The sequence below is a fragment of the Amycolatopsis sp. NPDC004747 genome (assembly GCF_053601335.1).
The window spans coordinates 142890-162162 of the sequence record NZ_JBSGBQ010000005.1 but is presented as its reverse complement, the minus strand read 5'-3'; the positions used below and the strand labels follow the sequence as shown (position 1 = coordinate 162162).

General features: G+C 71.1%; 21 protein-coding genes. 12 read left to right on the top strand and 9 right to left on the bottom strand.

The genetic code is table 11. The features are described from left to right. Window positions 1–132: 132 nt before the first annotated feature. Window positions 133–792, bottom strand: coding sequence for a response regulator transcription factor (locus tag ACWEGE_RS09575; protein WP_449660001.1), 660 nt, complete (start codon window positions 790–792; stop codon window positions 133–135). A gap of 199 nt (window positions 793–991) precedes the next feature. On the opposite strand from ACWEGE_RS09575, the gene ACWEGE_RS09570 reads away from it, so the two are divergent. Next, on the top strand, window positions 992–1342 hold the full coding sequence (locus ACWEGE_RS09570; protein WP_449660000.1) for a hypothetical protein: 351 nt from the start codon (window positions 992–994) through the stop codon (window positions 1340–1342). A 70-nt stretch (window positions 1343–1412) separates the two neighbouring features. Further along, a complete protein-coding gene (locus tag ACWEGE_RS09565; protein ID WP_449659999.1) occupies window positions 1413–1541 on the top strand; it encodes a hypothetical protein in 129 nt (42 codons plus the stop codon). 237 nt (window positions 1542–1778) lie between these two features. Here the strand turns inward: ACWEGE_RS09565 and ACWEGE_RS09560 are convergent, their stop codons facing one another. The 4 genes from ACWEGE_RS09560 to ACWEGE_RS09545 form a co-directional block, all read right to left on the bottom strand. After that, complete coding sequence (locus ACWEGE_RS09560; protein ID WP_449659998.1) at window positions 1779–2972, bottom strand: ABC transporter permease; 1194 nt, start codon at window positions 2970–2972, stop codon at window positions 1779–1781. Continuing rightward, a complete protein-coding gene (locus tag ACWEGE_RS09555) occupies window positions 2965–3648 on the bottom strand; it encodes an ABC transporter ATP-binding protein (protein ID WP_449659997.1) in 684 nt (227 codons plus the stop codon). Before ACWEGE_RS09555 ends, ACWEGE_RS09560 begins: the two co-directional genes overlap by 8 nt. Continuing rightward, window positions 3645–4628, bottom strand: coding sequence for a peptidoglycan-binding protein (locus ACWEGE_RS09550; RefSeq protein ID WP_449659996.1), 984 nt, complete (start codon window positions 4626–4628; stop codon window positions 3645–3647). The genes ACWEGE_RS09555 and ACWEGE_RS09550 overlap by 4 nt, the downstream gene beginning before the upstream one ends. An 86-nt stretch (window positions 4629–4714) precedes the next feature. After that, complete coding sequence (locus ACWEGE_RS09545; RefSeq protein ID WP_449659995.1) at window positions 4715–5269, bottom strand: hypothetical protein; 555 nt, start codon at window positions 5267–5269, stop codon at window positions 4715–4717. Window positions 5270–5403: 134 nt separating this feature from the next. Here ACWEGE_RS09545 and ACWEGE_RS09540 point away from each other — a divergent pair, with 134 nt between their 5' ends. Further along, the gene (locus ACWEGE_RS09540; RefSeq protein WP_449659994.1) at window positions 5404–6531 is read left to right on the top strand and encodes a sensor histidine kinase; all 1128 of its coding nucleotides are present in this window, start codon (window positions 5404–5406) and stop codon (window positions 6529–6531) included. A 472-nt stretch (window positions 6532–7003) separates the two neighbouring features. Then, window positions 7004–7666 carry a MerR family transcriptional regulator gene (locus tag ACWEGE_RS09535; protein WP_449659993.1) on the top strand — a complete coding sequence of 221 codons (663 nt, stop codon included), beginning with the start codon at window positions 7004–7006 and terminating at the stop codon, window positions 7664–7666. 61 nt (window positions 7667–7727) lie between these two features. On the opposite strand, the gene ACWEGE_RS09530 is transcribed toward ACWEGE_RS09535, so the two are convergent. The 3 genes from ACWEGE_RS09530 to ACWEGE_RS09520 form a co-directional block, all read right to left on the bottom strand. Further along, window positions 7728–8192 carry a DUF4262 domain-containing protein gene (locus ACWEGE_RS09530; RefSeq protein ID WP_449659992.1) on the bottom strand — a complete coding sequence of 155 codons (465 nt, stop codon included), beginning with the start codon at window positions 8190–8192 and terminating at the stop codon, window positions 7728–7730. 61 nt (window positions 8193–8253) lie between these two features. Beyond that, a complete protein-coding gene (locus ACWEGE_RS09525) occupies window positions 8254–9312 on the bottom strand; it encodes a tartrate dehydrogenase (protein WP_449659991.1) in 1059 nt (352 codons plus the stop codon). After that, window positions 9309–10772 carry an NAD-dependent succinate-semialdehyde dehydrogenase gene (locus tag ACWEGE_RS09520; protein ID WP_449659990.1) on the bottom strand — a complete coding sequence of 488 codons (1464 nt, stop codon included), beginning with the start codon at window positions 10770–10772 and terminating at the stop codon, window positions 9309–9311. Before ACWEGE_RS09520 ends, ACWEGE_RS09525 begins: the two co-directional genes overlap by 4 nt. A gap of 91 nt (window positions 10773–10863) precedes the next feature. Between ACWEGE_RS09520 and ACWEGE_RS09515 the strand changes: the two genes are divergently transcribed. After that, window positions 10864–12120, top strand: a complete 1257-nt coding sequence (locus tag ACWEGE_RS09515) for an aspartate aminotransferase family protein (RefSeq protein WP_449659989.1) — start codon at window positions 10864–10866, stop codon at window positions 12118–12120. 2 nt (window positions 12121–12122) lie between these two features. Further along, entirely contained in the window at window positions 12123–12620 is a 498-nt protein-coding gene (locus ACWEGE_RS09510) for a DUF3830 family protein (protein ID WP_003079597.1), read from the top strand. A gap of 39 nt (window positions 12621–12659) precedes the next feature. Here the strand turns inward: ACWEGE_RS09510 and ACWEGE_RS09505 are convergent, their stop codons facing one another. Then, window positions 12660–13481 carry an aldo/keto reductase gene (locus ACWEGE_RS09505; RefSeq protein ID WP_449659988.1) on the bottom strand — a complete coding sequence of 274 codons (822 nt, stop codon included), beginning with the start codon at window positions 13479–13481 and terminating at the stop codon, window positions 12660–12662. 211 nt (window positions 13482–13692) lie between these two features. Between ACWEGE_RS09505 and ACWEGE_RS09500 the strand changes: the two genes are divergently transcribed. The 6 genes from ACWEGE_RS09500 to ACWEGE_RS09475 all read left to right on the top strand — a co-directional run bounded on the left by ACWEGE_RS09500 (window position 13693) and on the right by ACWEGE_RS09475 (window position 19237). Further along, window positions 13693–14064 carry a hypothetical protein gene (locus ACWEGE_RS09500; RefSeq protein WP_449659987.1) on the top strand — a complete coding sequence of 124 codons (372 nt, stop codon included), beginning with the start codon at window positions 13693–13695 and terminating at the stop codon, window positions 14062–14064. A 5-nt stretch (window positions 14065–14069) separates the two neighbouring features. Further along, window positions 14070–14546, top strand: coding sequence for a roadblock/LC7 domain-containing protein (locus tag ACWEGE_RS09495; RefSeq protein ID WP_449659986.1), 477 nt, complete (start codon window positions 14070–14072; stop codon window positions 14544–14546). Between the two features lie 107 nt (window positions 14547–14653). After that, entirely contained in the window at window positions 14654–16039 is a 1386-nt protein-coding gene (locus ACWEGE_RS09490; RefSeq protein ID WP_449659985.1) for an FAD-binding oxidoreductase, read from the top strand. Next, window positions 16036–17598 (top strand): acetolactate synthase large subunit, encoded by a 1563-nt coding sequence (locus ACWEGE_RS09485; protein ID WP_449659984.1) that lies wholly within the window; start codon window positions 16036–16038, stop codon window positions 17596–17598. Before ACWEGE_RS09490 ends, ACWEGE_RS09485 begins: the two co-directional genes overlap by 4 nt. Before the next feature lie 32 nt (window positions 17599–17630). After that, window positions 17631–18434 (top strand): SAM-dependent methyltransferase, encoded by an 804-nt coding sequence (locus ACWEGE_RS09480; protein WP_449659983.1) that lies wholly within the window; start codon window positions 17631–17633, stop codon window positions 18432–18434. After that, window positions 18434–19237, top strand: a complete 804-nt coding sequence (locus tag ACWEGE_RS09475) for an SAM-dependent methyltransferase (RefSeq protein WP_449659982.1) — start codon at window positions 18434–18436, stop codon at window positions 19235–19237. Before ACWEGE_RS09480 ends, ACWEGE_RS09475 begins: the two co-directional genes overlap by 1 nt. The last annotated feature ends 36 nt before the right edge of the window (window positions 19238–19273 follow it).

Here is a 19273-nt window from a genome sequence, read left to right as displayed (position 1 = left end):
GCGTGATTGAACGATCGACACGCGTGATCAGGCGGTCGGCTCGCGTGATTGGGCGGTCGACACGCGTGATCAGGTAGTCGACTCGCGTGATTGGGCGGTCGGCTCGCGTGGTCCGGGCGTCCGGGGCCGGTCTCAGGCTCGCAGCCGGTACCCGATCCCGGGGATCGTCCGCACCACCGGCGGGTCGCCGAGCTTGCGGCGCAGGGTCATGATCGTCACCCGGACCGCGTTGGTGAACGGGTCGATGTTCTCGTCCCAGGCCTGTTCCAGCAGGCTCTCCGCGCTGACCACGCCGCCTTCCGCGCGCATCAGCACTTCGAGCACGGCGAACTCCTTGCGGGACAACGAGATGTGCCGGTCGCCGCGGGTCACCTGGTGCAGCGGGATGTTCAGCTCGATGCCCGCCACCCGCATCACCGGCGGCACCGCCGCACGGGCCCGCCGCCCGAGCGCCTGGACCCGCGCCAGGAGCTCGTCCCAGGCGAACGGTTTCGTCAGGTAGTCGTCCGCGCCGAGGGCGAGGCCGTGCACCCGTTCGGGTACCTCGCGGGCCGCGGTCAGCATGATCACCCGCGTCTCACCGCCGTCGGCCACGACCGCGCGGCACACGTCGTCGCCGTGCACGCCGGGCAGGTCGCGGTCGAGGACCACGACGTCGTAGCGGTTCACCGCCAGGCGTTCCAGGGCGTCCGCGCCGTCGAAGCACAGGTCCACGGCCATCGACGCCTCGCGGAGGCCCTCTGCGACGGCCTCCGCGAGCATCACTTCGTCCTCGATCACGAGTACGCGCACCGGATCATTGTGCCAGCGCGCGGATAAGGCCGCCATAAGCGCCGACCGTGGAAGCGATTTCTTCCATTTCTTCCCGCGTCGCAGCAGTACTGCTAAGAGGCCTCAACCTGGAAGTTCTCCCTTCCATTTCTTAGTGGCGCGGGAATTCCGGGACATTCTTTCCGGTGTTCGGCAAAATCCGACACCTGGAGGGACACAAATGACCTTGAAAGAGCGGGTTTCCTCGATCGGCAAGACGGCGAAGATCTCCTTCGCCGCGCTCGTGCTGGCGGGTGGTTTCGCCACCGTGGCACCGGCAGCCGCCACCGCGGCGCCCGCCGCCGTCCAGTCGGCGGACGGTGTCCAGGCTTCCTGGAGTTGCACCTACACGCTGGGCTACTACCGCGCCGACGCGTACTGCAACATCTACTCCGGCGCCATCCGCCTGCGGTCGTACTGCTCGGGCTACGGCTACATCGCCACCGGCTACTTCCAGAACGGCTACGTGCACCTTTCGACCGACTGCTACCCGTACCAGCGCACCGGTTCCTGGATCGACTCGATCGGCTGACCGCGATCGGACGCCGGGCCCGTGACTTCGCCCCTTGGTCACGGGCCCTTTCCGACGACGAGGACGAGAAATGCCCTTGACGCAACGGATCGGCGGGCCGGCGAAGATTCCGCTCGCCGCCCTCACGCTCGCGGGCGGCCTCGCGACGGTGGCACCAGCGATCGTGGTGGCGGGACCGATCGCGAGCAGTCCGTGGTGATCGACCGCCACCCCGTTCGACGGTGGCACCGGCGACCGTGGCGGCGGCACCGATCGCGAGCAGTCCCTGATGATCGACCACCACCCCCGTCGACGGTGGCACCGGCGACCGTGGCGGCAGCACCGATCGCGAGCAGTCCCTGGTGATCGACCACCACCCTGCTTCGACCTCGGTCGAGACCCGTCGGCTGAACTCCGGGCCCGTGGCCGCCCCTCGGCCACGGGCCCGGTCCCGTTCTCACGTGCTGGCCAATGCCTCCGTCGGCGTCAGCCGGGTGGCCCGCACCGCGGGATAGACCCCGGCCAGCACGCCCACCGCGGCCGCCGCCCCGGCACCACCGGCGAGCACGGCGGGCGGCAGGACGGCAGGCCAGCCCTGCGCCGCCGAGTACCCGGCGGTCACCGCGACGCCGACGAGCAGGCCGAGCGCGCCGCCGAGCCCGGCGAGCAGCACCGACTCCGCGAGGAACTGGCCGCCGATGTGGCCGCGGGTCGCACCGAGCGCCCGCCGCAGGCCGATCTCGCGCCGCCGCTCCAGCACCGAGATGACCATCGTGTTGGCCACGCCGATACCGCCGACCAGCAACGCGATCGCCCCCAGCCCGAGGAACAGCGCCGAGTACGCGCGCTCCACGAACCGCTGCGCGGTCAGCACCTCCGACGGCCTGCTCACCAGGACCTGGTTGGGGTGCAACGGGTTCACGGTCCGGCCGAGCACCGACTTCACCGTGTCCACGGCCGGCGAGTCCGCCCGCAGGTAGATGAACCCCGGGCTGCCGTCGAAGCCGAGCAGCCGCTCGGCGGCGGGCCAGCCGACCAGCACCGAGTTGTCGATCTCCGGCGCGAGCGGCAGCGCGTCCAGCACGCCGGCGACGGAGAACCAGCGATCCTTGATCCACACCAGCCGGCCCGGCTCGGCGGCCAGCAGTTCCGCGGCGCGGGCGCCGAGCACGGTCACCGGCAGCTCCGCGGTCGAGGGGGTGAGGAACGTCCCGGTCCGCACCGTGCCGTGCAGCACCGGCAGCAGGTCGAGGTTCGCCGCGCACACCCGGATCCCGCCGGTCTCCCCGGCCGGAACGCGGTCGGTCCGGCGCACCGTCGCCGACGTCGTCCCGGTCGCGCTGACCGACTGCACGGGCGGGATCCGCCGGATCATGGCCGGCGCTGTCGCGGGGAGCTTCGCGTCGCTTCCCGCCGCCACATCGCGGCCCGGCGCCACGGTGAGCAGGTTCGGGCCCAGCGCTTCGAGCTCGGTTTGCAGTGCCGCCTGGTTGGACGCCGGGATCCCCACGACGGCGATCAGCGCGGCGATGCCGATCGCGATGCCCAGCGCCGCGAGCGCCGTTCGCATCGGACGGGTGCGCAGGCCGACCGTGCCGAGGCTCAGCAGTTCGCGCGGGCCCAGGCGAACCGGTTCGGGTGGTTCAGGCATCCCGCACCCCCGAGTCGTACCGCAGCTCGCCGTCGAGCATTTCGACCCGCCGCGGCAGCGCAGCGGCGATCGCCAGGTCGTGCGTGATCAGCGCGATCGTCGTCCCCGACGCGTTGAGCTCGCGCAGCAGCGCGAGCACGTCCGCGCCGACCGCCGAGTCGAGGTTCCCGGTCGGCTCGTCGGCGAGCACGAGCATCGGCCGGTTGACCATCGCGCGCGCGATCGCCACCCGCTGCTGCTCGCCACCGGACAGCTCGGCCGGCAGGTGGTCCGCCCGCCGGGAGAGACCGACACCGGCGAGCGCGCGGTCGGCCGCGGCCCGGCGGCGCCGGGGCGGGACAGCGCGGTACACCTGGGCGGCCATGACGTTCTCCCGCGCGGTCATCCCCGGCATCAGGTGGAACTGCTGGAAGACGAACCCGATCCAGCCCGCGCGCAGCGCGGCGAGCCGCCGGTCGGCCAGCTTCGCGGTGTCCTGGCCGCCGATGAGCACCCGGCCGGCGCTCGGCCGGTCGAGCGTGCCCATCAGGTGCAGCATGGTCGACTTGCCGGAGCCGGACGGCCCGACGATGGCGACCAGCTCCCCTTCCCCGACCCGCAGGGAGACGTCCCGCAGCGCCGCGACCCCGCCGCCGTAGACCTTCGTGACGCTTTCGAGTTCCAGTACGGCGCTCACGACGCGGTCACCACCCGCATGCCCGCGGCCAAGCCGCGACCGGACACCTCGACCTTGCCTTCGGCGAACAGGCCCAGCTCGACCGGGATCAACCGTCGCGAAGCGCCTTCGACCACCTCGAGCGCGTAGCCCCCTTCGCGCGGCGCCAGCAATGCCTCGACCGGCACCACCAGCACGCCGGTGTGCTTCTCGCCGTCGAACCCGACGTCGACCGAGCCGCCTTCGGCCAGGTTCGCCCCGGGGTCGTCCGGCGCTACGGTGACGTCGTACTTCGTGGTCTTGCCGCCGGACTTGTCGTCGGCCGACTTCGCCGTGATCGCGCGGATCGTGCCGGGCGTGTCGTGGCTGTCGGCGGTCTCGATCCGGACCTTGGCGCCCACGGCCGCGTGGCCGCGCTGCGCCTCCTCGAGCTCGACGGTCACCAGCCGCTCGGTACCGCCGACGGTCAGCACCTCGCCGGTGGCGGGCGCGCCCAGCTGCGCGGACACCGTGGCGACGCGCACCGCCGCGGGCATGACGACGACCTCGCCCAGCGCGATCCGGCCGGTCTGCTCGACCCGCAGCGCCTTCTGCCAGCGCTTCAGCGCGGCTGTCGTCGACGCGCCGAACGTGCCGGGCTTGTCGGCCGTGCGATAGCCCAGTGCGACGAGGTTCTCCTGCAGGATCCGCACATCCGGCCCCTCCGCGCCTTCCGCGACGTCGCGGTACGCCGGCGTCCGTCCGAAGAGGACGATCACCGGCTTGGCGTCCACGGCGTAGAGAGGGCGGCCGCGGTCGATCACGGCGCCCGGGTCGGGCAGCCAGGTCAGCGTGCCCGGTCTCGCCGAGGTGACCGGACGGCCGGGGCCGTAGCCGACTTTGCCGGTCACCGTGATCCGGTCGACCAGGTCGGTCTTGGCCACCTCGGCCGTCGCCGGGGCGGACGGCGTCTTCGGCACTTCCGTGCGCCCCTTCGCCGACCACCGGGTGAAACCGACCACGCCCGTCGTGGCTAGTACCGCGACAGCGACCGCGACGAGACCGGCCCTTCTCCGGCGCCGCCGCCGGGCGACGCCGGGACCCGCCGTCATTTCGTCGGCCGGACGGCCGACGCGCCGCCCGCGACCTGCGCGCACTTGTCGTACTTGGCGCGCACGGCAGGGTCGTTGATGTTCACGCCCTGCGGGATCGGCTCGACGACGGCACCGGGCTGCGCCTGGTACCCGCCGGTGTTCGGATCCGGGTCGGGGAACGCGATTCCCTGCTCCCGCATGCACTTCGCGAACTTGCGGCCCTGCTCCAGCGCCTCCGGGCTCAACGGCTGAGGCTTCCCCCCGTCGGGTAGGTACTTACCGCATTTCGCCATCGCCTCCTGCTGTTTGCGCTGCTGCTCCGGTGACTGCGTTCCCTGCGTCACCGTGCCGCTTCCGATTTCGCCGAGCGAGGTCCCCGGTTCGGCCCCGTTCTCCTTCATGCATTTCGTGAACGGGTCTTCGGCACCGTTCCGGTCCGCACCGGACGTTCCTGTCGCCGACGTCGTGGGCACCGACGCGACGTCCCGGCTGGCGTCGGCCGGGCCGCACGCGGTCACGGTCAGCGCGGTGGCCAGCACCGCGAAGATCATTCGGCTTTTCGCCCTCATGGTCTGTACCTCCCGGGTTTCCGTGTCCAGGAAAGGTGTACCCGCAGGGTGATCTCCCGGTCGTAAGCATCGGTCCTTATGCCCGGCTTACGGCCGATTTCGTCAGACTGGGAGCCATGGTCCGCCGATTCTCCGTGAAAACCAGGTTCGCGATCGTTTTCGCCGGGCTGCTGCTGGTCAGCGGCACGGTTCTGCTCGGGCTCAATTTCCTGCTCGTGCGCGGCGCGCTGCCCGGGTACGCGAGGCAGGACTCCGCCGACCAGACGACGGCACCGGCCGAGAGCGTCAACCTCGGCGGACCCCGGCCGAGCGGCGGGACGAGCTCCGAAGTCGTGCAGCGCAACATCGAGCAGTACCGGGCCGACATGCTGAACACGCTCGTGGTGCAGTCCGGGATCGCCCTCGCCGCCACCGCGGTGCTCGCACTCGGGCTCGGCTGGGTGGCCGCGCACCGGCTGCTGCGCCCGGTCCACCGCGTGACGGCCACCGCGCGGCAACTCGGCGCGGACAGCCTCGACGAGCGCATCCGGATGCCCGGCCCACGCGACGAGCTGACCGAGCTCGCCGACACCTTCGACGAGATGCTCGACCGGCTGGCCGGATCGTTCGACAGCCAGCGCCGGTTCGTCGCCAACGCGTCGCACGAGCTGCGCACCCCGCTGGCCACGCAGCGGACGATGGTCGAGGTCGCGATGGCCAAGATGCCCGCCGACGCGCCCGCCCGGCGGCTGTGCGAGCGGCTGCTGACGGTGAACGCGCGCAGCGAGGAACTCATCGACGGACTGCTGGTGCTCGCGAGCAGCGACCGCGGCCTCCGGGACCGCACCGACGTCCGGCTCGACGAGGTCGTCGCCCAGGCCGTGCTGCAGCACCGGGTTTCGGCCGGGGAACAGGGCATCGCGCTCGACACCGAGCTCGTGCCGCGGACCGTGCGCGGCGACCGGCTGCTCCTCGACCGGCTGGTGACCAACCTGATCGACAACGCGATCAAGTACAACCACCCGGGCGGTTCGGTCCGGATCCGCGTGGCCGCCGAACCCGCGCTGACGGTGACCAACACCGGCCGGGTGGTGCCCGCCGACGCGATTCCCGCGCTGTTCGAGCCGTTCCGCCAGCTGCGCGAGGACCGGACGGGCCGCGGCCGCGGCGTCGGGCTCGGCCTTTCGATCGTCGCCTCGATCGTGCGCGCGCACAGTGGCACGATCCACGCCGTGCCGGGCGAGGACGGCGGCCTGTCGGTGACGATCGGATTGCGGTCGTGACCGGCAATCCCGGCTCGGCGAGCCGGCAGGCGGACGCCCGCCGGCCGGCGCCCCGCCGGCCTCCCGATCAGCCGGCCCGGATGTGCACGCGACACGGTGGCACCGCCGACGTTTCTTGACGGCGCGTTAGCACGCTGTTCCGCAAATTCGAAGAAGAGGAAGCGATTCCTTCCGGAAGAACGCCACATGGCTGGTTGCTGCTCCTTTCGCGCGCACCGGATGCCGCCCTTCGACGCAGCATGTGCCGCATTGATAGGCCATCGGGGCAATACTTATGTCCTACTTATGGCGCCGCTGGCACAATTCGAACGGGGAGTGATCCCGGTTCTTGGATGATCATCGGGACGAGGGGAAACTGTGCATCCTTATTCTTTTCCGAGCAGCGCTTTCTTTTCCGCACCGCAGACGGGCGGGCGGTGTCATGCGCGGTGACGAGGGCGGCCCGAGAAATCGCCTGGACACCCATGCGCTGATGACCGCCGACCTGTTCGCGGCGACGATCGGGCTGTCCTCCCGGACCATCCGCTCCTACCACGCCCGCGGCCTGCTCCCGCCGCCGGCGCGCGTCGGCCGCACGCCCTGCTACACCGAGCAGCACCTGGCCCGGATGCGGCAGGTGCTCGAGTTCCAGAGCCGCGGCCTGCCGCTGGACGCGGTCCGCGCGCTGCTGGAACCCGACCTGGTGCTCGGCGAGTTGACCGACCTCGGCCCCGCGATCCGGGAGGCCGTGCGGCGGCAGCCGGGGCTGCTGGCCGACCTGGTCGAGGCCGGGGTGCTGGTCCGGCACACCGACGGGACCCTCGAACTCAACGGCGCCCGCGCGGTGCTCGCGGCGCGGACGCTGTCCGGGCAGGGCGCCTCGATCCAGCAGATCCTGGCCTTCCTGCCCGAGGCCGTACGCGAGGTGACACCGCACGCCGAGGTCGCCCTCGCCGAGGTCCTCAACGCCGTCGAAGACCGGCTGGCGCAGGCGGACTCGGGCTGGGGCGCGATCCCGGAGCTCGCGGTCGAGATCGTCCGCGTGTGCATCATGCGGCTCGCCCGGGCCCAGCCGATTGCGCACGCGCGACCGGAATTCCGGCGAAGCGGCGGGCGGTCCCACCACCACACACCGCTCAGCGGCACGTCCCGGTGAGTGAAGCTTCCTGGATCCCGCGGCCATCCCGCGTGGGCGGGAGGGCTTTCCGGGCACGGCGTCAGCGGGCACGGCGCACCCCCAGCACCGGCTGGCCCGCCTGGCCGTCCCGGTAGTCCGGGGACCAGGGGAAGCGGCCCCGGGTGTCGGCGTGGACCAGTTGCAGCGCCCGGATTTCCGGTCCGTACAGCGCCGCCGCGAAGACCAGGTGGACCGACGGCTCGGCGAGCTCGACGACCTCCACCAGCGGGCCGTCGCGCAGCGGGATGCGTTCGCCCGCCGCCGGTGGTGAGCCGCGCAGGACCTCGGCGGCCTGGGAGTTCAGCAGGTTTCCGGCCGCGAGCATCGGCAAGCCGGTCACGACCAGCTCCGGCAGGCCGTACCCGCTCAGGCCGATCGTGTAGGCCCACGGCGGGTACGGCCCGGCCCCCTCCACGCCCTGCACCAGCCAGCCCCGGGCGGCCACGCCGCCGCGAAGCCGGTCCAGGTACCCGGGTCTGTCCCGGTTCTCGCACTCGAAGCACATCGGTGACTCCTCCCCCTCGGTGGGCTCGTGGTCCACCGTGCCGGAGGGCACCGACAAAAACTCAGCCCAGCGCTTCGGCCACCGCCGTGCCGAGCCGTTCTGTGGTATCCGTGCCGCCGAGGTCGGGCGTGCGCACGCGGCCCTCGTCGAGCACCCGGTCCACCGCGGCGCGGATCGCTTGCGCCGCAACGGTTTCGCCCAGGTGTTCGACCAGCATCGCGGCCGCCAGGACCTGCGCCACCGGGTTGGCGATCCCCTGCCCCGCGATGTCCGGAGCGCTCCCGTGGACCGCCTCGAACATCGACGGATGTTCACCCGATGGGTTGATGTTTCCGGACGGTGCCATGCCGAGCCCGCCGGTGATCGCGGCCGCGAGGTCGCTGAGGATGTCGCCGAAGAGGTTCGACGCCACCACGACGTCGAGCCGGTCCGGCGCCTGCACCATCCGCGCGGCCAGCGCGTCCACGTGCATCTGTTCACTGTGGACGTCCGGGAACTCCGCGGCGACCTCGGCGAAGATCTCGTCCCAGAACGGCATCGAGTGGATCAGCCCGTTCGACTTCGTCGCCGAGCAGACGCGCGAAGACCGCGTCCGCGCCAGTTCGAACGCGTACCGGATGATCCGCGTGACACCGACGCGCGTGAACACCGACTCCTGCAGCACGAACTCGTCCGGACGGCCGGCGTTGTGCCGCCCGCCGATCGCCGAGTACTCCCCTTCGGAGTTCTCCCGGACGATGACCAGCTCCAGCTCGTCGGCCTTCCGCCCGGCCAGCACGGACGTCGTGCCCGGCAGCAGCCGCACCGGGCGCAGGTTGACGTACTGCTGGAACGCCCGCCGCAGCGGGATCAACAGGCCCCACAGCGAAACGTGGTCCGGGACGCCGGGGAAGCCGACCGCGCCGAGCAGGATCCCGTCGAACGCCGACAGCTGCGCGACGCCGTCCTCCGGCATCATCGCGCCGGCCCGGGCGTACCGCTCGCAGCTCCAGTCGAACTCGGTCCACTCCAACGAGAAACCGAAGAGCGCGGACGCCCGGTCGAGGACCTTCCGGGCCTCGACCGTGACGTCCACGCCGATCCCGTCGCCGGGGATGCTCGCCAAGCGGTAGGCCGTCACAGGGCCACCGCGATGTACTTGGTCTCCAGGAACTCGTCGATGCCGACCGAGCCGCCTTCGCGGCCGAGCCCGGACTGCTTGATCCCGCCGAACGGCGCCGCCGGGTTCGACACGATGCCCTGGTTGAGCCCGATCATCCCGGCCTCCAACGCTTCCGAGACCCGCAGCGCGCGCTTGAGGTCGCTGGTGAAGACGTAGGAGACGAGCCCGAACTCGGTGTCGTTCGCCTTCGCCACCGCCTCTTCTTCGGTGTCGAACGGCGTGATCGGGGCGACCGGCCCGAAGATCTCCTCGTGCGTCAGCCGCGCCTCCTGCGGGACGTCGGTGAGCACGGTGGCCTGGTAGAAGTGGCCCGGCCCGTCGACCCCCGAGCCACCCGTGAGGACCCGGGCGCCGCGGTCGGTGGCGTCCTTGACCAGCTCGGTCACCTTGTCCACGGCCTTGTCGTCGATCAGCGGGCCGACCACGACGTCCTTCTCGGTGCCACGCCCCATCGGCAGCGCCTGCATGCGCTCGGTCAGCCGCCGCGCGAACTCGTCGACGACGCCGCGCTGCACGTAGAACCGGTTCGCCGCGGTGCACGCCTCCCCGATGTTGCGCATCTTCGCCTGCATCGCGCCGTCGACGGCCGCGTCCATGTCCGCGTCGTCGAAGACCAGGAACGGCGCGTTGCCGCCCAGCTCCATCGACGTCCGCAGGATCTTGTCGGCGCACTGCTCCAGCAGCTTGCGGCCGACGCCGGTCGAGCCGGTGAAGGACAGCTTGCGGGCGCGGCCGTCGCGGATCAGCGGCTCCATCACGCCGCCGGAGTCGCTGGTCGTGACGACGTTGAGCACGCCTTCGGGCAGGCCGGCCTCGGCGAGGATGCCGGCCAGCGCGAGCATCGACAGCGGCGTCTGGGCGGCGGGCTTGATCACCGACGTGCAGCCCGCGGCGATCGCCGGGCCGATCTTGCGGGTGCCCATCGCCATCGGGAAGTTCCACGGCGTGATCAGCAGGGTCGGCCCGACCGGCTGCTTGGTGATCAGGAACCGGCCGACGCCGTTCGGGGCGGTCGCGTAGCCGCCGTCGATGCGGACGGCCTCCTCGGCGAACCAGCGGAAGAACTCCGCGGCGTAGGCGATCTCGCCCTTCGACTCGGCGAGCGGCTTGCCCATTTCCAGGGTCATCAGCAGCGCCAGGTCCTCCTGGCGCTGCATCAGCAGTTCGTAGGCGCGGCGCAGGATCTCGCCGCGCTCGCGGGGCGCCATCTTCGCGAAGCCGGCCTGGGCCGCGACCGCGGCGTCCAGTGCCGCGACGCCGTCCGACGGAGAGGCGTCGGCGACGTGGCACAGCTGTTTGCCGGTGGCGGGGTCGACCACCGGGAACGTCTTCCCGTCCTGCGCGGCGACCCACTTGCCGCCGATGAACAGTTCCTTGCCGACCGCCTCGACGACGCCGGCCTCGGTGCTCGCGCTCATCCCGACCTGCTCCTCACGTGTTGTCCCGAGGGCCATGCTATGGATATTGTCAACAATCGACAACCCGATCGGACCGACCGAGGAGCACGCTGTGGCCCAGCTCTCTCCGCTGCTCAAGCAGGCAACGCCCGTCGTGGTCGACCACGGTGAAGGGGTTTACCTCTACGACGTCGACGGCAAACGCCACCTGGACTTCACCGCCGGCATCGGCGTCACGAGCACCGGGCACTGCCACCCCCACGTCGTGCGGGCCGCGCAGGAGCAGATCGGCAAGCTCGTCCACGGCCAGTACACGACGGTCATGCACAAGCCGCTCCTCGAGCTGACCGAACGCCTCGGCGAGGTCCTGCCCAGCGGGCTCGACTCGCTCTTCTACGCGAACTCGGGCAGCGAAGCGGTCGAAGCGGCGTTGCGGCTCTCGCGCCAGGCGACGAAGCGCCCGAACGTCATCGTCATGCAGGGCGGCTTCCACGGCCGGACCGTCGCGGCCGCGACCATGACGACGTCCGGGACGCGGTTCAGCGCCGGCATCGGCCCGCTGATGGCCGGCGTGCACGTCGCGCCGTTCCCGTACGCCTACCACTACGGCTGGGACGAGCAGACCGCGACGAAGTTCGCCCTGCGCGAGCTCGACTACCTCTTCCAGACGGTCAGCGCCCCGAGCGAGACCGCGGCGATCTTCGTCGAGCCGGTGCTCGGCGAGGGCGGGTACGTCCCCGCGAACCCGGAATTCATGGCGGGCCTGCGCGAACGCGCCGACCGGCACGGCATCCTGCTCGTCCTCGACGAGATCCAGACCGGTTTCGGCCGCACCGGGAAGTTCTGGGGCCACGACCACTTCGGCGTCTCCCCCGACATCGTCCTCATCGCGAAGGGCCTGGCGAGCGGTTTCCCGCTGTCCGGCATCGCCGCTTCGCAGGAGCTGATGGCGAAGGCGCTTCCGGGATCGCAGGGCGGGACGTACGGCGGCAACGCCGTTTCATGCGCCGCGGCGATCGCGACGCTCGAAGTCATCCAGCGGGAGAACCTCGTGGAGAACGCGGCCGAGCGCGGCCGCCAGCTCCTCGAAGGCGCGCGGGTGATCGCGGACAAGACGCCGTCGATCGGCGAGGTGCGCGGGCTCGGGCTGCTGGTCGGCTCGGAGTTCACCACCGACGGCGGGGAACCGGACGCCGCGACCGCGGCCGCCGCCCAGCAGGCGGCGTCCAAGAACGGCCTGCTGCTGCTCACCTGCGGGCCGTACATGAACGTCGTCCGCATGGTGCCGCCGCTGGTCGTCACCGCCGAGCAGGTCGACGATGCGCTGCGGATCTGGGGAGACGTCGTCGCATCGGTCACGGGGAGCTGAGCATGGCCCGGTACATCACGATCACCCTCGACAAGCGCGGTGTCTCCTGCCGCGCCCGGCTGCTGGACGACGAGGCCCCGCGGACCTGCAAGGCGGTCTGGGACGCGTTGCCGCAGAGCGGCTCCGCCTACCACGCCAAGTACGCGCGCAACGAGGTCTACACGCTCGTGCCGCCGTTCGCGGAACCCAAGCCGGGGCGGGAAAACCCGACGATCACGCCGATTCCCGGCGACGTCGTGTACTTCGGCTTCGAGGCCTGGGAAATCGGCAACCCGGCGTACGGCTACGACGAAGGCAGCGAGGCGCACAGCGACCAGGGCGCGACCGACCTGGCGATCTTCTACGGCCGCAACAACCTGCTGATCAACGGCGACGCGGGCTGGGTGCCCGGCAACGTGTTCGCCACGATCGAGGAGGGCCTGGCCGAGATGGCCGCGGCCGCGCAGGACCTGTGGCTGCGGGGTGTCGAAGGCGAGACGCTCTCGTTCGCGCGCGCCTGACCGGACCCGGCCGCGGGGACCCCGCGGCCGGGCCGGGGTTCAGCCCAGCGCGTTCAGCTGCTCGAAAGCCTCGTCCGACAGCGTCAGTTCGGCAGCGGCGCAGTTCTCCTCCAGGTGCGCGGCCGACGACGTCCCCGGGATCGGGATCACCACCGGCGAACGACGCAGCAGCCAGGCGAGGGACACCTGGGCCGGTGTCGCGCCGGCGTCGGCCGCGACCTTCGCGAGCACGCCGCCCGCCGTGGCGTGGTCGCCGCGGGCGATCGGGAGCCACGGCACGAACGCGATCCCTTCGCGCTCGCAGTACTCGAGGACGTCGTCGGACGCGCGGTCGGTGAGGTGGTAGCGGTTCTGGACGCTCGCGATCGGCGCGATGGCGCGCGCTTCGGCCAGCTGCGCGACGGTCACTTCGGACAGTCCGATCCGGGCGACCTTGCCTTCGTCCCGCAGCCGGGCGAGCGCGCCGATCTGGTCGGCGAGCGGCACCTGCGGGTCGAGCCGGTGCAGCTGCAGCAGGTCGAGACGGTCGACGCGCAGGCGCCGCAGGGAAAGTTCCGCCTGCTGCCGGAGGTATTCGGGCCGGCCGAGCGGCACCCACTCGCCGCGGCTCGGGCGCGCGTGCCCGCACTTCGTCGCGATGAGCAGCCCCGGGTACGGGTGGAGCGCGTCGGCGAGCAGTTCCTCGTTCAGGCCAAGGTCGTAGGCGTCGGCGGTGTCGAAGAAAGTGACACCGAGCTCGGCCGCGCGGCGCGCGACCGCGGCGGCGCCGGGCTTCACGTGGTCCCACTCCGTCAGCCGCATGGCGCCGAAACCCAGGCGGTGCACGGAAAAGCCGTCTTCGAAGGTGTACGTCGAGGTCATGCCGGAAGCTTCGCCGTCACGACCGTCCCCGACCAGAGATTTAGCCTGAGCTAAAACGTGCAACTTGCACTCTGCGTGATGTGTTATCGCGAACAGAGTAACCGGATTGGTCCATCCGGGGATATGCTGACGCGTCAGGCAACTTTAGGGTGATCGGACCTGACCACCGGGTCGGCACGTCGAGGCGTCGGGACAAGGAGAAACGAGCCCCATGAACATCGAAACGGCCTTGAAGGAAGCCCTTTCCATCACCGGCGCGGTGGGGGCCGCGCTGGTCGACTACGAGAGCGGGATGGCGCTCGGGACGCTGGGCGGGGGCGACTGGCTGGACCTGGACACCGCGGCCGCGGGCAACACCGAAGTCGTCCGCTCCAAGCTGCGGGTGATCTCCGCGCTGCGGCTCAACGACGACATCGAGGACATCCTCATCACCCTGGGCCGCCAGTACCACCTGATCCGCCTGCTGAAGCCGGCCAAGCACGACTCGGCCCTGTTCCTGTACCTCGTCCTGGACCGCGAGCGAGCCAACCTCGCACTGGCCCGGCATTACCTCAAGAACATCGAAACCGAGCTGGTCGTGTGATCGGGATGCCGGCCGAAGTACCCGGCGCCCCGCTGCCGCTGCCGACGCGCACGCAAGGTGCGGCCCACGCTTTCCCCGTCCGGCAAGGCCTCCGGCAGGAGCACCCCGAAGCGAAGGCCACGGCCAAGGCCCTCGACTCGATCCAGGACAAGGTCGACCGGGCCAACATCACCGGGCTCCTGGTGGCCAGCCGGGACGGCCTGCTGCTGGCCAGTGCCACCCAGGAGATCGAAGACGACAGCGTGGCGGCCATGTCCGCGGCCGCGGTCGGGCTGGCCACGAGGTTCATCGGGCAGGCAGGTCTCGGCGAGGCCAAGGGCGCGATGTTCCAGGGCTCGCTCGGCCACGTCTGCGTCTTCCCCGTGCAGGGTTCCGCCCTGCTGGTCGTGTTCGCGCGGCCGGACACGACCATGGGCCTGTTCAACGTGGTCGCGAGGCAGGCGCTGACCCTGCTCCAGGACGCCCTGAACGCGTCGAACTGACCATCGGAACTCCTCCGCGCAAGAACGTGAAAATCCTTCATGGCGGCGTACCACCGGTACGTACTACGCTGCGGTAACCACAGCGACGGCGCGGAGGAGAACTGCCGATGGGCGACGTGGCGGCACGCCTGGCCGAGATCGTCGGAGAGCGGAACCTGCTCACCGGCGAGGCCATCTCGGAGGACTACGCGCATGACGAAGCACTGACGGCGGAGCCGCAGAAGCCCGCGTACGTCGCGAAGCCGGCAACGGCAGAAGAAGTCGCGGAGCTGCTGAAAGCCGCTTCGGAGCACAACGTCCCCGTGACCGCCCGCGGCTCCGGCAGCGGGCTGTCCGGGGCGGCCCGGCCGCAGGCCGACGGGCTGCTGATCTCGTTCGAGCGGATGAACGCCGTCCTCGAGGTCGACACCGGGAACCACGTCGCCGTCGTCCAGCCCGGCGTCACCCTCGCCGAGCTCGACGCCAGGACCGCCGAAGCCGGGCTCGGCTACACCGTCTACCCCGGCGAGCTCAGCGCGAGCGTCGGCGGGAACGTCGGGACCAACGCCGGCGGGATGCGCGCGGTCAAGTACGGCGTCACCCGCAACAACGTGCTCGGCCTGCAGGCCGTGCTGCCGACCGGCGAGATCATCCGGACCGGCGGCAAGACGTCGAAGATCTCCACCGGCTACGACCTCACGCAGCTGATCATCGGCTCCGAGGGCACCCTCGCGCTGGCCACCGAGATCACCGTCAAGCTGCACCCGCGGCTGGCCCACGGCGCCACCGTGCTCGCCCCCTTCGGCGACTTCGGCCAGGTGATGGCCGCCGTGCCGGAGCTCCTCTCCAGCGGGCTCGCGCCGCACATCCTCGAGTACATCGACAACCTGACGATGGCGGCCATCGTCTACAACGAAAAGCTCGAACTCGGTGTCCCGGACAAGATCCGCGAGACGAGCGAGGCCTACCTCGTGGTGGCGCTGGAAAACCGCGAGCCCGGACGCCTCGAGGAAGACGTCGAGACCGTCGGCGAGCTGCTCGGCGAGCTGGGTGCCACCGACGTCTACGTCCTCGAAGGGAACGCTGCCCGCAAGCTGATCGAAGCCCGCGAAAAGGCTTTCTGGACGGCGAAAGCGGCCGGCGCCGACGACGTGATCGACGTCGTCGTGCCGCGCACCGCGATGCCGCGGTTCATCTCGAAAGCGCGTGAGCTCGCGATGGCCGCCGGCGGCGGCGCGCTGGGCTGCGGGCACGCCGGGGACGGCAACGTCCACCTCGGCATCTTCTGCAAGGACGACGCCAAGCGGAAGCAGCTGCTCACCGACATCTTCGCCTACGCCATGGAACTCGGCGGCGCGATCTCCGGCGAGCACGGCCTCGGCCGCACCAAGGCGCACTACCACTCCGAACTCGAAGACCCGGCGAAGATCGAGCTGATGCGCCGGATCAAGCAGAGCTTCGACCCCGCCGGGATCCTCAACCCCGGCGTTCTCTTCCCCGAAGGAAAAGCATGAGCGAGCTGAACGGCGCCCAGTCCCTGATCCGCACGCTGGTCGACGCCGGTGTCGAGGTGTGCTTCGCCAACCCCGGCACGTCGGAGATGCACTTCGTCGCCGCGCTCGACACCGTCCCCGAGATGCGGGGCGTGCTGGCGCTCTTCGAAGGCGTCGTCACCGGTGCGGCCGACGGGTACGCGCGGATCGCGGACAAGCCCGCCGCGACCCTGCTGCACCTGGGCCCCGGCCTGGGCAACGGCCTGGCGAACCTGCACAACGCGCGGCGCGCGCACACGCCGATCGTCAACGTCGTCGGCGACCACGCGACCTACCACAAGCAGTACGACGCGCCGCTGGAGTCGGACATCGAGGCCGTCGCCGGCTCGCTGGAAGGCTGGGTGCGCCGCTCGGAGCACACCAAGGACGTCGGGGCGGACGCCGCCGCCGCGGTCGCCGCCGCCCAGGACGCGCCCGGCCGCGTCGCCACGCTGATCCTGCCCGCCGACGCTTCGTGGGGCGAGGGCGGCGAAACCTGCGCGCCGGTGCCGCCGCGCGTGCCGCAGGCCGTGGACGCCACGACCGTCAAGGACATCGCCGCGGTGTTCGGCACCGGGGAGCCGGTCGCGCTGCTCATCGGCGGCAAGGCGTGCCGTGAAGAAGGCCTGCGTGCGGCGAGCCGGATCGCGGCCGCGACCGGCGCGAAGGCGTTCGTCGAGACGTTCCCGGCGCGCCTGGAGCGCGGCGCCGGCCTGCCGTCGATCGAGCGGCTCGGCTACCTCGCCGAGCAGGTCGCCTACCAGCTCGACGGGATCAAGCACGTCGTCGTCGCGGGGACGAAGGCGCCGGTTTCGTTCTTCGCCTACCCCGGCAAGGCGAGCGATCTGGTGCCCGAAGGCGCCCAGGTGCACACGCTCGCGTCGGTCGGTCAGGACGTCACCCGCGCGCTGGCCGAGGTCGCCGACCTGGTCGCCGCGGACACCGAACCGGTGCTCGCGCCGGAGTCGCGGCCGTCGCTGCCGAGCGGGCCGCTGACCCCGCAGAACTGGGTCGACGTCATCGGGGCGCTGCTGCCGGAGAACGCGATCATCGCCGACGAGGCCAACACCTCCGGTCTGATGCTGCCGATGGCGACGGCCGGCGCGCCGCGGCACGACGTCCTGACGCTGACCGGCGGCGCGATCGGCTACGGCATGCCGGTGGCGACCGGGGCGGCCGTCGCGGCGCCGGACCGGCCGGTGCTGAACCTGCAGTCCGACGGCAGCGCGCTGTACACGATTTCGGCGCTGTGGACGCAGGCGCGGGAAAACCTGAACGTCACGACGGTGCTGCTCAACAACCGCGCGTACGCGATCCTGCGGCTGGAGCTGCAGCGCGTCGGGGCGGCCTCGGGCGGCCCCAAGGCGAACGACCTGCTCGACCTGTCCCGGCCGGACATGGACTTCGTGAAGATCGCGGAGGGCATGGGCGTGCCCGCGACGCGGGCGACCACCGCCGAAGAGCTCGCCGAACAGCTCCAGCGCGCCTTCGCCGAGCCCGGCCCGCACCTCATCGACGCCGTCGTGCCGCCGCTGCTGTAGAAACGGACCACACCTCGACCCGGGAGCGGCGGATGAGCGAAGACGAACACGCGAAGCGGGGCATCGACCTCGAGAGACCGAACGCCGCGCGCGTGTACGACTACATGATCGGCGGGCAGCTCAACTACGCCGTCGACCGGATGTTCGCCGAGCAGATCCTGGGTGTGCTGCCGAACGCGCAGCACATGGCGCTGGTCAACCGGGCGTGGCTGCGCCGCGCCGCGCGGTTCGCCGCGGAGCAGGGGATCCGCCAGTTCCTCGACATCGGCTCCGGCATGCCGACGGTGGGGCACGTGCACGAGGTCGTCCAGGCGATCGACCCGGCATCCCGGGTGGTCTACGTCGACAACGAGCCGATCGCGGTCGCGCACAGCGAGATCGTGCTGGAGGGCAACGACAACGCCGCCATGGTCCAGGCCGACGCCGAGCGCCCGGACGAGGTCCTGGAGCACCCGGCCACCGAGGCGCTGCTGGACTTCAGCGAGCCGGTGATGGTGATCATGGCGGCGTTCGTGCACTTCATCCCGGACTCGCGCGACCCGGCCGGGCTGATCGCCACCTACCGCGACGTCCTCGCCCCGGGCAGCTACCTCGCGCTGTCGTCGGGCACCTGGGAAGGCCAGGGCGAGGAGTCCCAGCGCTCGGTCGCGCTGTACGAGAAGAGCGGCACGCCGCTGACGCTGCGTTCGCCCGACGAACTGCGGGCGCTGGTGAAGGGCTTCGAAATCCTGCCGCCGGGGATCGTGTTCACGCCCGAATGGCGGCCGGACGGACCGCTCGAAGACCCGCCGGAGCAGTCGGGCGGCCTCGCGCTGGTGGCCCGCAAGGAGCGCTGATGACCGACGAGCACGCGACCATCGGGGTCGACTTCGACAAGCCGAACGCGGCTCGCGTGTACGACTTCCTGATCGGTGGCAAGCTCAACTACGCGATCGACCGGGACTTCGCCGAGCGGATCCTCCAGGTGCGCCCGGAGGCCCGGGAACTGGCCCTGCTCAACCGGCGGTGGCTGCGCCGCGCCGTGCGGTTCGGCGCTTCGCAGGGGATCCGGCAGTTCCTCGACATCGGTTCGGGGATGCCGACGGTCGGGCACGTGCACGAGGTCGCCCAGTCGATCGACCCCGACGCGCGGGTGGTCTACGTCGACAACGAGCCGATCGCGGTGGCGCACAGCGAGATCGTCCTGAAGGACAACGCCAACGCGGAGATGGTGCAGGCGGACGCGGAGGTCCCGGCCGGCGTCCTCGAGCACCCGACGACCGAGCGGCTGCTCGACTTCACCGAGCCGGTGATGCTGATCATGGCGGCGTTCATCCACTTCGTCCCGGACTCGCGCGACCCGGCCGGGCTGATCGCGGCCTACCGGGACGCGCTCGTGCCGGGGAGTCACCTGGCGTTGTCGTCGGGCACGTTCGAAGGACAGGGCGAGGAGGTCCGCCGCGCGGCCGAGCTCTACCAGCAGAGCGTCACGGACGTCGTCGCGCGCTCGAAGGAGGAGCTGCGCGCCCTGGTGGACGGCTTCGAGATCCTGCCGCCGGGGGTCGTGTTCACGCCGGAGTGGCGGCCGGACGACCCCGCCGACGCCGGCGAACACCCGGAGCGGGCCAGCCAGCTGGCCCTGGTGGCCCGCAAGAACTGAGCGGCTATCCTCGCGTCAGACCTGACTCCGGGAGCG

Bases quoted from the DNA above. Each gene is read 5' to 3' on its own strand.
- ACWEGE_RS09570 (WP_449660000.1), top strand. From the start codon at position 992: ATGACCTTGAAAGAGCGGGTTTCCTCGATCGGCAAGACGGCGAAGATC.
- ACWEGE_RS09565 (WP_449659999.1), top strand. From the start codon at position 1,413: ATGCCCTTGACGCAACGGATCGGCGGGCCGGCGAAGATTCCGCTCGCC.
- ACWEGE_RS09560 (WP_449659998.1), bottom strand. From the start codon at position 2,972: ATGCCTGAACCACCCGAACCGGTTCGCCTGGGCCCGCGCGAACTGCTG.
- ACWEGE_RS09545 (WP_449659995.1), bottom strand. From the start codon at position 5,269: ATGAGGGCGAAAAGCCGAATGATCTTCGCGGTGCTGGCCACCGCGCTG.
- ACWEGE_RS09535 (WP_449659993.1), top strand. From the start codon at position 7,004: ATGACCGCCGACCTGTTCGCGGCGACGATCGGGCTGTCCTCCCGGACC.
- ACWEGE_RS09530 (WP_449659992.1), bottom strand. From the start codon at position 8,192: ATGTGCTTCGAGTGCGAGAACCGGGACAGACCCGGGTACCTGGACCGG.
- ACWEGE_RS09520 (WP_449659990.1), bottom strand. From the start codon at position 10,772: ATGAGCGCGAGCACCGAGGCCGGCGTCGTCGAGGCGGTCGGCAAGGAA.
- ACWEGE_RS09510 (WP_003079597.1), top strand. From the start codon at position 12,123: ATGGCCCGGTACATCACGATCACCCTCGACAAGCGCGGTGTCTCCTGC.
- ACWEGE_RS09505 (WP_449659988.1), bottom strand. From the start codon at position 13,481: ATGACCTCGACGTACACCTTCGAAGACGGCTTTTCCGTGCACCGCCTG.
- ACWEGE_RS09500 (WP_449659987.1), top strand. From the start codon at position 13,693: ATGAACATCGAAACGGCCTTGAAGGAAGCCCTTTCCATCACCGGCGCG.
- ACWEGE_RS09495 (WP_449659986.1), top strand. From the start codon at position 14,070: ATGCCGGCCGAAGTACCCGGCGCCCCGCTGCCGCTGCCGACGCGCACG.
- ACWEGE_RS09490 (WP_449659985.1), top strand. From the start codon at position 14,654: ATGGGCGACGTGGCGGCACGCCTGGCCGAGATCGTCGGAGAGCGGAAC.
- ACWEGE_RS09485 (WP_449659984.1), top strand. From the start codon at position 16,036: ATGAGCGAGCTGAACGGCGCCCAGTCCCTGATCCGCACGCTGGTCGAC.
- ACWEGE_RS09480 (WP_449659983.1), top strand. From the start codon at position 17,631: ATGAGCGAAGACGAACACGCGAAGCGGGGCATCGACCTCGAGAGACCG.
- ACWEGE_RS09475 (WP_449659982.1), top strand. From the start codon at position 18,434: ATGACCGACGAGCACGCGACCATCGGGGTCGACTTCGACAAGCCGAAC.